Annotated in this window: 11 protein-coding genes; 3 read left to right on the top strand and 8 right to left on the bottom strand. The window is 67.7% G+C overall.

Annotated features, from left to right (window positions below):
* Positions 1-2: 2 nt before the first annotated feature.
* Positions 3-1,241, bottom strand: a complete 1,239-nt coding sequence (locus AC5RVV_RS10160; RefSeq protein WP_494001187.1) for a DUF418 domain-containing protein — start codon at positions 1,239-1,241, stop codon at positions 3-5.
* Between the two features lie 606 nt (positions 1,242-1,847).
* Between AC5RVV_RS10160 and AC5RVV_RS10155 the strand changes: the two genes are divergently transcribed.
* From AC5RVV_RS10155 to AC5RVV_RS10145, 3 genes are all read left to right on the top strand, one after another.
* Complete coding sequence (locus AC5RVV_RS10155; RefSeq protein ID WP_494001186.1) at positions 1,848-2,318, top strand: hypothetical protein; 471 nt, start codon at positions 1,848-1,850, stop codon at positions 2,316-2,318.
* 323 nt (positions 2,319-2,641) lie between these two features.
* Positions 2,642-2,902: a GlsB/YeaQ/YmgE family stress response membrane protein gene (locus tag AC5RVV_RS10150; protein ID WP_493978224.1), complete on the top strand. Its 261-nt coding sequence runs from the start codon at positions 2,642-2,644 to the stop codon at positions 2,900-2,902.
* Positions 2,903-3,148: 246 nt separating this feature from the next.
* Complete coding sequence (locus AC5RVV_RS10145) at positions 3,149-4,837, top strand: formate--tetrahydrofolate ligase (protein WP_494001185.1); 1,689 nt, start codon at positions 3,149-3,151, stop codon at positions 4,835-4,837.
* A gap of 27 nt (positions 4,838-4,864) precedes the next feature.
* Here the strand turns inward: AC5RVV_RS10145 and AC5RVV_RS10140 are convergent, their stop codons facing one another.
* From AC5RVV_RS10140 to AC5RVV_RS10110, 7 genes are all read right to left on the bottom strand, one after another.
* Entirely contained in the window at positions 4,865-5,965 is a 1,101-nt protein-coding gene (locus AC5RVV_RS10140; RefSeq protein ID WP_494001184.1) for an acyltransferase, read from the bottom strand.
* 88 nt (positions 5,966-6,053) lie between these two features.
* On the bottom strand, positions 6,054-7,139 hold the full coding sequence (locus tag AC5RVV_RS10135; RefSeq protein ID WP_494001183.1) for an inositol-3-phosphate synthase: 1,086 nt from the start codon (positions 7,137-7,139) through the stop codon (positions 6,054-6,056).
* 129 nt (positions 7,140-7,268) lie between these two features.
* Positions 7,269-8,516 carry a DUF6716 putative glycosyltransferase gene (locus tag AC5RVV_RS10130; protein ID WP_494001182.1) on the bottom strand — a complete coding sequence of 416 codons (1,248 nt, stop codon included), beginning with the start codon at positions 8,514-8,516 and terminating at the stop codon, positions 7,269-7,271.
* The gene (locus AC5RVV_RS10125; RefSeq protein WP_494001181.1) at positions 8,513-9,628 is read right to left on the bottom strand and encodes a hypothetical protein; all 1,116 of its coding nucleotides are present in this window, start codon (positions 9,626-9,628) and stop codon (positions 8,513-8,515) included. The genes AC5RVV_RS10130 and AC5RVV_RS10125 overlap by 4 nt, the downstream gene beginning before the upstream one ends.
* A gap of 10 nt (positions 9,629-9,638) precedes the next feature.
* Complete coding sequence (locus AC5RVV_RS10120; RefSeq protein ID WP_494001180.1) at positions 9,639-10,991, bottom strand: polysialyltransferase family glycosyltransferase; 1,353 nt, start codon at positions 10,989-10,991, stop codon at positions 9,639-9,641.
* A complete protein-coding gene (locus AC5RVV_RS10115; protein ID WP_494001179.1) occupies positions 10,988-11,959 on the bottom strand; it encodes a glycosyltransferase family 2 protein in 972 nt (323 codons plus the stop codon). The genes AC5RVV_RS10120 and AC5RVV_RS10115 overlap by 4 nt, the downstream gene beginning before the upstream one ends.
* Before the next feature lie 9 nt (positions 11,960-11,968).
* Complete coding sequence (locus AC5RVV_RS10110; RefSeq protein ID WP_494001327.1) at positions 11,969-12,886, bottom strand: N-acetylneuraminate synthase family protein; 918 nt, start codon at positions 12,884-12,886, stop codon at positions 11,969-11,971.
* Positions 12,887-12,914 lie beyond the last annotated feature (28 nt).

Raw genomic sequence — 12,914 nt, 5'->3', positions numbered from 1 at the left:
GGCTAACGGAGCATGGCCGGACGCCGCCAGTAGGTGAGCCAGCGCAGCAGCCACTCCAGCGGCCCGTACCGGAACCTCTGCACCCACCACTTGCTGGCCAGCAGTTGCGCCACAAAGAGGAGCACCGCCACGCCAAGCACCGCGGGCGGGGCCAATCGGCCGGTCAACGCCAGCCCGAAACCGGTGAAGACCAGGACCATCAGCACGGACTGTCCCAGATAGTTGGTCAGCGCGAGGCGGCCTGCGGGCGCCAGCGCGGCGCACAGGGCACCGCCGGCCGGAGTGCGGAAGGACAGCAGCAGCACAGCGGCGTAACCGGCCGTCAGCAGCGGCGCGGTCAACGTGGAAATGCCGAAGGCGACTACGGTCACGGCAGGACCGCCAACGCCGTGTTGTAACCACGCCTGCAACGCTGAAGCGGCCAGCCCGGCCGGCAGCGCCGTGAAAGCCAGGCGGCGGAGCGTGCTTGCTGAGATGCCCCGCTCGAGCAGCCGTCCCTTGGCACACGCCAGGCCGAGGTAGAACGCGCCGAGGGCAATCGGGCCCTGGAGGAGCACGGCATTGGGCTGCGTCAGCGGATACAGCGACGCGTTCTGGGCCAGAACGTCGGCGGGACAGCCGGCCAGCCCGAACGCCGGCGCGGGCCCCGCGGCGGCGCTGCCGTCGAAGGGTCCCGCGGCCGCCGCGATGAGTCCCAGCAACAGGATGAACACGCCCATGCAGCCGATCACTGCCACTCCGGCCGCGGCGGCGGCCCGCGCGGAGAGCGAGCGGGTACCTAGCAACACCAGGCTCAGCAGGCCGTAGGCCAGCAGGATGTCCCCGTGGAAGAGGAGCAGGCCGTGGAGCACCCCGAGCACCACGAGACCTGCTGCCCGGCGCATGGTCCTGACGACGACCGGCTGGCCGTCCGCCACGGCGGAAGCCCACTGCAGAACGAAGCTGTAGCCGAACAGGAACGAGAACAGGATGTAGAACTTGGCCTCGAACAGGAGGCTGACCGCGAAGCGGACCGCGGTGTCCGCGCCGGATTGGAACGCCGGGTCCGAGCCACCGGTTACGGCATACGGGTCGGCGAAGTACCAGATGTTCACGCACAGGATGCCCAACAGCGCGAAGGCCCGCAGGGCGTCAAGCTCGTCGATGCGGGCCGGGGCCTTTGGGGCCGCAGGTCCGGGCACGGGTCCCGGCGGAGCTCCAGCTTCCATGTCGTCGTCCCGTCCGGGGGTGGGTGCTGACATCCGGGTCCAGTCTAGGGACCCTGCCTGGCTACTGGAACGGGCGGTCAACCGGGCGTCAGGCGGACGGGACGCGAACAAAGTGGTCGCCTAAAGGGGGAGCCCACGCTCGTCAAGGGGTGGCGCCGCCGTCGTTATCCGGCGTGTTGCTGGCGACACGCCGGTGCAGCGGGAAAAAGTTCAATAAGTTCCCGGGCGTGGCTAGGCAGAAGCGGGAGCAATCGGGTACGTTGGATGAGTCCGATTGAACTTTCTCAATCAGGAGCTTCAACCCGGACGGTATCTATTGGCGCTATCAGGAAAGGGAGGTGGGAATCGTGAATATGACCAAGACGCCGGGCGGAGTGTTTAACTCCTTCGCCGCGCTCCGACGACCCGCCTCCGCCATTTCTGCGCAGTAGAACCCTGCTGATTGGGCCGGTTCAACTCTTGAACCGCTGCCGTTTCTCAATCACCGCTCTTCTCTAGCTCTCCCGCGCGGAGGCCTCACTTTCTGCCCTGAGGACTTCGCTAATGAGCACCCTTACCGCATTACCTGCTGCCGCCGCGGCGGCCCCCGCTGCTGCTTCGAGCACGGACACCGGCCCCGCCCCGGCAACGGCAACCCCCATGGATACCGCCATGCTTCCTGCCCGAAATCCAGCCCGATCCGGAGAAAACCCCGCCCACCCCAGAGAGGAACCCCTCATGAAACCGCTCGATGCAGCCGTATTGCCTGCACCGGAACGATCCATCCGTCCGCCCGGGCCGGTGCAGGCCCGGGAAACGGAGCGGCGCGGTCACGGCGACGTGATCACCGCCGGAAGCCTGCGCGGCCTTGACGCCGGCAGCGACAGTTCCGGCGACGCCGGTGCCCTGAGCGGGGGTTCGGACCTTGCCGGGCCGACTCCGGCAAGCCAAAAACGCTCCGCAGCAGCGGACATGCCGAATTTCTTGGCCAGGCAGGAGGTGAATGCCATGATCCGCAAGCTCCGCCAGAGCGTCTCGCTGTGGGAACGAATACAGAACGTGGGTGTTGACGAACAGCGCCTGGAACAGGTGCGCGATGAATTGCTGTCGCACCGCCAGCTCATCCGCTGAGTTCCAGCCCGCACGTGCAAATAAATACGCCGTCCTGTAGGGGACACATCCGCGAGGAGGATCCGATGAGTCGCATTGGACCCCATGTAGCTTCAGGCCCGCGCCCGGGTTGCTCCAGGCGCGGGCCTCGGCCTTTAAGCACCTCCGCCTTCAAGTATTAGTCGCCGCTCCAGTGCCGTGGTGTTTCATCGCTAAGCGGCGTTCCGGAGGCCGCGCGCCGACGCCGTCTCAGTGGCGCCAAACCGACATCACCCAGATGAAACGTTTTGCGTCCGATCACTAAGTATGCTTATTGTGGTTCCATCGCAACCTGAGGAGGCAACATGATCGGTTTCATCATTGCAGGGCTGGTTATCGGAGCACTCGCCCGCCTTATCAAGCCCGGAAAGCAGAATCTGGGGCTCGTGGCCACGCTCCTGCTTGGCATCGTCGGAGCAATCATCGGTGGTGTCATCGCAAACCTGCTGGGCACAGGCGACATCTTTGAGCTGAACGTGCTCGGATTCATCGTCGCCGTGATTGCCGCGGTACTTCTGATCGGTGTGGCAGAAAGCCTGTCCGGTCGTCGGGCGGTGCGCCGCTAACGGCTGCAAATAAACACGAAGATGGCCTGCCGCGTGCTTATCGCGCGGCAGGCCATTTTTGTTCCTCGGACGAAGAGCCGGACGCTTCGAGGCGGCCATTCGCATAGGTGCTTCCAGCCAGCTCACCAGGCCTCGTTCTGCGCTTCTCTTCTCCCCGGAAGGGACCGGTGACGGCGGCCTTCTTGGCTGATACGTTGGCTGTGGCGGTACTGCCGCCATGGCCCTATGCGAGGAAGAAGGACGACGATGTCTGAACCGGCTCCGCTGACCGACCTGGAGATTGCCCGCCGCGCCACTTTGCGGGCCATTACCGCCATTGCCGACGCCGCCGGCATCCCGGCGGAGGCTCTCGAGCTGTACGGCAGCTACAAGGCGAAGGTTGATCCCGCCAAGTTGGGGGAGGGCCACCAGGAACCGCGCGGCCAGGTGGTTCTGGTGACCGCCATGTCGCCCACCCCGGCCGGTGAGGGCAAATCCACCCTGACGGTGGGCCTGGCGGACGCCCTGTCGAGGGCAGGGCACAAGACCATGGTGGCCATCCGTGAACCTTCCCTCGGACCGATCTTGGGCATGAAGGGCGGGGCAACCGGCGGCGGCTATTCGCAGGTGCTCCCGATGGATGACATCAACCTGCATTTCACCGGGGACTTCCACGCCATCACCTCGGCGAACAACGCGTTGATGGCGCTGGTGGACAACCATATCTATCAGGGCAACGCGCTGGGCATCGACCCGCGCCGGCTGACGTTCCGGCGGGTGCTGGACATGAACGACCGGGCGCTGCGCCAGGTGGTGATCGGTCTGGGCGGGCCGACGCAGGGAGTGCCGCGGGAGGCGGGCTTCGATATCACCGTCGCCTCCGAGGTCATGGCGGTTTTTTGCCTCTCGTCCGACCTCGCCGACCTGAAAGCCCGGCTGTCCCGCATCACGGTGGGCTACACCTACGACCGCAAGCCGGTCACCGTGGCGGACCTGGGTGTGCAGGGCGCGCTAGCCATGCTGCTGAAAGACGCCATCAAGCCGAACCTGGTCCAGACCATCGCCGGCACGCCCGCCTTTGTGCACGGCGGCCCCTTCGCCAATATCGCCCACGGCTGCAACTCGCTGCTGGCCACGCAGACCGCCCGCCGGCTCGCCGACGTCGTCGTCACCGAAGCCGGGTTCGGGTCCGATCTCGGCGCCGAGAAGTTCATGGACATCAAGGCGCGCGCCGGCGGTTTCGCCCCGTCCGCCATCGTGGTGCTGGCCACCATCCGGGCGCTGAAAATGCACGGCGGCATTCCGAAGGAGCAGCTGAAGGAACCGAATCTGGAAGCCGTGCAGGCCGGCATCGCCAACCTTGAGCGCCACGTGGACAACGCGCTCAAATTCGGCGTCACGCCCGTGGTGGGCATCAACAAATTCACCACCGACAGCCCCGAAGAACTCGACTGGGTGCTGGACTGGTGCCGGCAGAAGGGCGTCGAGGCGGCTATTGCCGATGTCTGGGGCCAGGGCGGCGGCGGCCCCGGCGGAGACGCGCTGGCGGCGAAGGTGGCGGACGTCCTGCAGCAGCCGCAATCATTCTCCCCGTTGTACGACCTTGACCTGACCGTGGAGAAGAAAATCGAGACCATCGCCCAGCAAATCTACGGGGCGGACCATGTTGAGTTCACCAGCCCGGCCCGCAGGCGGTTGGCGGAGATCGAGGCGAACGGGTGGGGCAAACTGCCGGTGTGCATGGCCAAGACGCAGTATTCCTTCACCGACAACCCCGCGGTCCTGGGCGCCCCGAGCGGATTCAGCATCACCGTGCGCGACCTGATCCCGAAGACCGGCGCGGGTTTCATCGTGGCGCTGACCGGCGACGTCATGACCATGCCGGGCCTGCCGAAGGAACCGGCGGCCGGCCGGATGGATGTGGACGACGACGGCGTCATCACGGGACTCTTCTAGCCCTGCACCGCTGCGGTTAGCTGCGGCTTAAAACAGCCGCCGCAGCACGGGGATCCGCAACGCAACCAGGGTCAGGACGAAGGCGCAGGCCGTGGCCACCGAGAACTTCAGGAACAGGAGCGGCAGCGTCGGCTCGCGGTCCGGGAAGACTTGGAAGGTGAGCCACGTCAGGAACAGGTAGTGGCACAGGAACACGCCGAACGAGGCGTTGGACAGCTGGACGAGCAACCGGCCCAGCAAGGCCGGCGGCTGCCATCCGGCCAGCAGGTGGTACACGGCGGCAAAGATGCACAGCGCCGCCGCGGTGACACCGAGCCCCACGTAGCTGGACGGGGTGATGACGTTGAGCAGCGGCGTGGAATCCTGGTTGATCCAGTGCCAGATATTGAAAACGGAGAGCACGACGGCGGCGCCTCCCGCCGCCGCGGCGGCACCGCGCGGGAAGCGCACCTGGGTGAGCACCCAGCCGGCCATGAAGTACCCCAGGTAGGGAAACCATTGGGTCAGGATGTTCCACGGGTACTGCCAGCCCCACTCGTACTGGATGCTGGCGGCCTGGAGGCTGAACAGCGCGAGGGTCAGGACCAGCACCCCGCCGGTTGCGGCGGCGGCCCGCCGTAGCGTCACCCGCTGCAGGTAGCGGGCAAGCGGCGGTGCCACCAGGTACAGGCCCAGGATCAGCCACAGGAAGTACAGGTGCGGGTACACGTGGGTGTCGAAGACGGACACCAGCACTGCGGCCGGTTCGAGTTCGCGACCGAGCATCAGGTGGCTGCCCAGGAAGATGTAGGCCAGGTGCCAGGCCACGAGGGCGGGCAGCAGCCGCAGGGCGCGTTTGCGGTAGAACGCCAGTGCGCCTTCCTTGTGCGTCCGCGGCGCCAGCACCAGGGCGCCCGAGATGATGACGAAGACCGGCACCACCCAGATGAAGGCTATGTCGATGATCGCGGCCCAGATCCAGTCCGGCTGGTGCCGGCGGTCGTCGTCGCCGGCCAGCTCGCCGAACGAGTGGATGGCAACCACGCCCACGATGCTGATGATGCGCAGGATGTCCAGCGCGTAGTTGCGGCGGGGGAGGGGGGTCGGTCCTCGGAGCTCCCCGGCGGGGGACAGGGAGGGGACGGCCATGAGGCCAATCTACCCGGAAGCCGCCGCCGGCTGGCAACAGAAGAACCGGGGCGGCCCACTGGGCCGGCCCCGGTTCTTGCGGTGCGTCTTAGCGGTCGGAGTCGCCGCGGATGAAGGCTTCGACCTTCGCGCGGGCGGTGTCGTCGTCGTACTGCTCCGGCGGGGACTTCATGAAGTAGCTGGACGCCGAGAGGATCGGCCCGCCGACGCCGCGGTCCAGGGCAATCTTGGCGGCACGGATGGCGTCGATGATCACGCCGGCAGAGTTGGGGGAGTCCCAGACCTCGAGCTTGTATTCAAGCGAGACCGGGGCGTCACCGAAGTTGCGGCCCTCCAGGCGGACGAACGCCCACTTGCGGTCATCGAGCCAGGACACGTAGTCCGAGGGGCCGATGTGCACGTCGTCGTCGCCGAGCACGGCCGACGTGTTGGAGGTCACGGCCTGGGTCTTGGAGATCTTCTTGGATTCCAGGCGCTCGCGCTCGAGCATGTTCTTGAAGTCCATGTTGCCGCCGACGTTCAACTGGTAGGTGCGGTCCAGCACCACGCCGCGGTCTTCGAACAGCTTGGCCATCACGCGGTGGGTGATGGTGGCACCGATCTGGCTCTTGATGTCGTCGCCGACGATCGGAACTCCGGCCGCGGTGAACTTGTCGGCCCATTCCTGGGTGCCGGCGATGAAGACCGGAAGGGCGTTCACGAAGGCGACGCCGGCGTCGATGGCGCACTGCGCGTAGAACTTGGCGGCCTTCTCGGAGCCGACCGGCAGGTAGCAGACCATGACGTCCACTTCGGCCTTGCGCAAGGCAGCGACCACGTCCACGGGCTCGTAGTCGGACTCCACGATGGTCTCGCGGTAGTACTTGCCCAGGCCGTCCAGGGTGTGGCCGCGCTGGACCTTGACGCCGGTGGCCGGAACATCGGCGATCTTGATGGTGTTGTTCTCGCTGGCGCCGATAGCGTCGGCAAGATCCAGCCCCACCTTCTTGCCGTCAACGTCGAACGCGGCGACGAACTGCACGTCGTCGACGTGGTAGGCGCCGAACTTAACGTGCATCAGTCCGGGGATCGTTGCGCTCGGGTCGGCGCCACGATAGTAGTGGACGCCCTGGACCAGCGAGGCCGCACAGTTTCCAACACCGACGATCGCTACCCGGATGGGGTTCTCTGCCACGGTTCTCCTTCGAAACACTTCTGTAGGGCCGCCGCGCCGATGGCGGGCAGCCTATCCAGTCTACGCCGTGTTTCAACACATTGCCGGGCGCGCCCATTCCCGGGACGGCACGCGGCGCGGGTTAATCGCTCAGGCGGGCAGCCGCCGGGCGTTGCGCAGCCGCCGCACCAGCCTCAAGGCCGGCGCGGGCAGGACCGTGCGCAGCCTGGAGCGCAGCTTGCGCCGCTGCACCGCGGCCAGGCGATCCGGATCGGTCGCCAGCTTTCCGGCCCTGGCGCGTGCCGCGAAGTTGGCCAGCACTTCGTCCAGCCGCACCGGCTGGGCGTGGAAATAGTTGTCCCGCAACCAGCGCGGGTCGGGATGCCCGAACCGGCCTGCCACCAGGTCTTGCAGGTTGCCGACCAGCCCGGAACCGTCGAACACCTTGTTCAACATCTGCTCGGAGAGTCCGAAGTCGTCCAGGATGAGCACCGGCAGGCCGGCGTCGAGCGCTTCCAGGGCCGCGGTGGAGCTGACGGTCACCATGGCCGCTCCCGGGGTGAGCTGGTCGGACATGGGGCCGGTGCAGAACTGCAGTTCGTGTCCGGCCACCGCCCGCGCCGCCACCAGGTCAGACCACAACTGGTCGAACGGGTACTGCTCCGTGTGCGTCTGCGGCTCGCCCGCCCAGGCCCGCAGCTTCACCCGCACCGACAGCTCCGGCCGGCGCCTGGCCAACGCCGCGAGGGCCTGCAGGATCGCGACGCGCTGCTCCCGCTCCACCGGAACCTTGGCCTGCGGCGCGAACACCACCGAGTCCAGCGGCTTCTGCTGTGGCTCCGGGCGCCCGGCGGAGGCCAGGAACGGCAGCCGCGACACCAGGATCCGCTGCGGCAGCCCCATGGCGTCGGCCAAGTCGCTGAACGCCCGGCACTCGGCGTGGCTGTGGGTGATGAACGCGTCCCCGAGCGCCCGGTAGTTCAGCGCCTTGCGGGTGGCCGGGAAGGCCACTCCCGGCAGCGCGGATACCAGGGCGGGCCGCCGCGGCATCCGGGACGCCTGGGTGAAGATTTCTTCCACGATGGGCCCGGTGGCTGCCGCGAGCACGACGTCGGCGCCCGCCAGCGCGGCCCGCAGGCCGGAGGCGGGGATCACCCGCGGTGCCTTGCCGGCCAGGAAGGTCCCGGCGGTGGCCGCCTGGGTCTGTTCCAGGGTCGGAAGGATGGGGGAGCGCACCAGCAGCACCTCGCGCTCCCACCCGGCGCCGACGGACTCCAGCGTGGCGCAGGCGAACTTCAGGTAGGAGTCGCTGTCGGCGACTGCCAGCAGACGGAAGGGCCGGACCGTTTGCCGCCCGTCGGCCGCGGGCGCGGCGGGTTGCCACTGCTCCGGGTTCATCGCTCGCCTCCGTCCCGCAGGGAGCTGCTCAGGTGCCGGCGCAGTTCTACCGTCGTCCCGGGCAGCCACCAGTCGTCCGGTACCGGCTGCCCCTTCAGCGGCACGCCGGAAGGGGCCAGGATCAGGCGCAGCGAGGCCAGCACCGTGGAGGGCAGGGCGCGGACTGCCTGCCCGGGCCGGAGGCCGCGCAGGCGCATTTCCACCGGAATGGTGTGCTGCTTGACGCTGATCAGCGGATGCTCCGCCAAGGCGCCGAGGAGTTCCGGTCGTTCGCGGCGGTGCGGGAAATACGCCACCGGGCCATCGTCGGTCAGCGACCGGACCCACTCCACATAGGGCTCCGCCCGGATTAACCCGTCGGCGGGCATCGCCGAGCCCACCACGATGGTCGGCTCACTGATGTTCTCGGTGACCGGCTGGGTGCCCAGCCACTCGAAGCGGTGCCGTTCCAGATGCCCGCCGAGGGCCCGGAACTTCTTTTCCACTGCCGGCTGCACGGTCAAGGCTGTAAATACCAGCAGCCGGCCCTGGGAGGCCATCCTCCGCAGGGTCCACCAGGTGGCCAGGCCCAGCGCCTTGCGGCGGGCGGTCGGCACAGCCCGCGGCCGGATCAGCGGGACGGGCCGCACGCTGACGAGCATGTGCAGCAGGCTCAGCGTCGCCAGGCCGTCGTCCACGATGACCAGTTCGTCCGCGCCCACGCCGCGCAACAGTTCCGCCTGGACCTTGCCGGAGTAGGCATCGCCGGTGACCCAGCGGTCGAGCTTTTTATTGCGCACCGCCGGGAGGGTGGCCGCCGGCGGCGCGAACCGGACGCCGCTTGGCACTTGTTCCATCAGCGACCGCAGGGTGCTGTCCATGCCGACCGCATCGCTGCGCGGGTAGATGAGCGTGTCCCGGCCGAGCAGGCCGGCACCGTGCGCCTCGACGGCGCTGAGCAACTGCAACGGGGACTCGGCCCAGACGGCGGCCCTGCCAAAGCGGGGGCGGCGCACCAGTTCGCTCCGGCGCCCGCGCTGCGTCTTGGACCCGACGGGTGGACGGGTCTGATAACCCTCCGCCGCCGGTCCCAGCTGGGGAAGGAAGGCCGCGGTGATCGCCGTTTCCGTCATGGCGCCCGCCTCACGATGCTGCCCGGGACCGGAGCTTGCGGACCGCACGCCGGCCCAGCCGCCGGACTTTGGCCAGCGGGCGGGCGGCCACGGCAGCCGGCAATCCGCCCGGCAGTTGAAGCTTGGTCAGCCGTCGCCGCTTGAAGTAGCGCATGTGGGGTGCGTCCTGGATGTGCAGCAGATACGTTTCCGCGCTCGGGCGGCCTGCTGCCAGCGTATCGGCCTGCATGCAGTAGGAGACGGCGTCGACCAGTTGCTGCAGGCGGCCGGCAGGGGGAGTGTCTGCCGCCTCCTGGTCCGGGGCGTGGAAGTTCCGTTCCAGAATAGCGTCGATGATGGTGACCGGCACGCGGTTGCTGTTTTCGTACGGGGTCAGGCGCTCCAGCAGCAGTTCGGTTCCTACGGCCGCCGCGTCGATGCCGAACAGGTACCTGGCGGTCATGAGGGCGGTGGAGAAACAGCTGACCACCAGCCGGGGCTGCAGGCGCTGCATCACTACTTCCGCAGGCACCGGGGACTCCAGGATCTCCAGCCGTACCCCGAGCTCCACCGCCGCCGACTGGACGGAGCGCAGAGCTGCCGGTCCGGCGTTGGGATGGGGCTTGAAGATGCAGTGCCGGATCCCCCGCTCCAGGGCCTTTTCGATCATCCCTCGGTGCAGCGCCACTTCTTCCTCGGCCGACAGGATCCCGAGCTCGGACAGGTATTGGCCGAGCAGCAGCGCGCTGCCGGCGGCGGCACCGGGCTGGGACGCCGGAATCACCAGGGGCGGCACCGACCGGTCCAACTCCTCCATCGCGCGACGCAGGGAGGCCGGATCCACCGGCAGCAGCTTGGGTTCATGCTCGCGCAGCAACTGCGGGCGAAGCCCGGGGACGAGGTCCACATACAGCAGGGAATCGAGCCGCTGGGCCACGGCCAGCGGGACGGGGTTCCGGGTGGGCCCGTAGCTCATCAGGCCGTCCGAGTGTACCGAGACGGCGGCCTGGGCGAAGGTCCGGGCCAGGGCAATCGCAGGGTTGACCTGGATGGACTCGACGTAGAGGTGGACCGGGTCGCTGCCCAGGTCCCATTCCGAGCGCAGCAGCCTTTGCCACAGATCCAGGTCTTGTTCGCGGGGATTGAACTGTCCCGGCCGGCGGGGCCAGAGCAGCTCGCTGAGGTCGACCACGCGGTCGAACCTGCGGGCGGCCTCGGTGAAGCCCGGCGACTCGTGGAACGGGACGGTGATTTCCGGAATCAAGGCGTTGTTCGTCAACACCAGGATGCGTTCGGCACCGGTGGCCGGCAGGGTCCCGTCGTCGACGGCCGCCGCCAGCGAGACGACCTGGTAGAGGGTCGAGACGACGAAAAGTTCTTTCACTGCAGTGGTCCGATCGCTGATTCCAACTTCTGGCGCCGGTTCTTGTCCATGCCCGCCAAACAGCTGCCGACGGCGGGGGCCGGGAGGGCGGCCACAACGGCCCGGATCCCGGACGTCAGTTCGCGGCGGACAGCCCTGGTCATCTTCTCCGACCGCTCGAGGTGATGGCAGGCGATGGCCAGGAATTGCCGGATCGCCTTCGGCCGGAAGCGGTCTGCCTCGCGGTCCTCGGCCACCAGCCGGAAGACCTCGGCGTAGCTGCGCAGGAAATCCAACTGCCGGCGGTCGAAGATCTGGCTCAGGGACGTCGCTACGCCGCGGCGGTAGAAGGCACCCAACTGGTCCGAAACCGCGTAGGAGGTTGCCTCCAGGTGCAGGCGCCAAATCCAGGGACGGTCCTCGGCGGTATGCAGGCCGTCCACAAAGTGCAGCAGCCCGGCCTCCCTCAGCGCGCCGTCGAAGATGCCGAAGGGCGCGAACGGATAGTCCACCATGGATGAGGCGTCCATGGGTCCGATGTCCTGGCGGGGATCGAGGGCGACGCCGCGCACGGCCTGCGGCGCCCGGTGAATGGTTCGGATTCCCCCGGCGTGCCGCACGTGGTCCACCCGCAGGAAGTCCACCCCCAGCTCCCCGATCTCGGCCGTGATGCGTGACAGGTGGCCGGGCGCGTACCAGTCATCCGGGTCAAGGAAGGCGATATAGCGTCCCGTGGCGGCGTCCAGCCCCTTGTTGCGGGCCGCCGCCAGGCCGGTCGGGGCGTCGTTTCGAAGGATGTGCAGGCCGGGGAGCCGGCCGGTGAAGGCGTCGGCCAGCTCCCCGGTCCCGTCGGTGGAACCGTCATCGACGACGATGATTTCCATGACCGAGGGATCATCGAACTGGCGGGTCAGGCTGGTCATCGCGTCGCGGATGAAAGGGGCCTGGTCTTTCGCCGGGATGATGACGCTCAGTAATGGCTGGTTCATGGCGTGTGCTTAGCCGTCCACCCGGCGCAGGCGGGACAGCGGTGCCAGCTCGCCCGGGAAGACGCGCTTGACGCCGTCGCCCATGGCTTCTTCCAGGATCCGGATGTCGCGGATCAGCGCCTCGAAGCCCTTCGGCTCCAGCGAGGAGGCCTGGTCCGAGCCCCACATGGTCCGGTCCAGGGTGATGTGCCGTTCCACCGTCACCGCGCCCAGGGCCACGGCGGCCAGTGAGATCTGCAGGCCGCGTTCGTGCCCGGAGTAGCCCACCGGCACCTGGTAGCGCTCCTGCAGCGTGGTGATCATCCGCAGGTTCGCCTCTTCCGGCGGCAGCGGGTAGGTGGAGGTGGCGTGCATCAGGATCAGCTTGTCCGTGCCCAGGACCTCCACGGCCTTGTCGATCTGCTCGATCGTGGACATGCCGGTGGACAGGATCACCGGCTTGCCGGTCTCGCGCAGCGCGGTGAGCAGATCAAGGTCGGTCACGGAGGCGGAGGCGACCTTGTGGGTCAGCGCGCCGGCTTCCTCCATGAACGCGACCGAGGGCACGTCCCACGGCGAGGCGAAGCAGTGCAGGCCCCGGTCGGCGGCGTGGGAGATGAGCTTCTGGTAGATCGGCATGTCGAACTCGACCCGGTACCGGTAGTCCAGGTAGGTCATCTCGCCCCACGGGGTGGAGCGCATCTTGTCCCGCATATCCGCGGGGGTGGAAATCTCCGGGGTGCGCTTCTGGAACTTCACCGCGTTGGCGCCGGCCTCGGCGGCGACGTCGATCAGCTGCTTGGCGATCTCGATGTCGCCGTTGTGGTTGATGCCGATCTCGCCGATCACGTAAACCGGCTGGCCGGCACCGACCTGCACGTCGCCAATCGCGACGGGCGCCGGGGAACCGGCGGGAACATTGACGGAAACGGTAGCTTCGGTAGTCATCTGTGCACTCTCTCTGGTTGTTGCTGTG

This window comes from Arthrobacter sp. MDT2-34-1 (assembly GCF_059091365.1).
The sequence above is the reverse complement of the archived record's forward strand: the minus strand, read 5'-3'. Positions and strand labels throughout refer to the sequence as shown.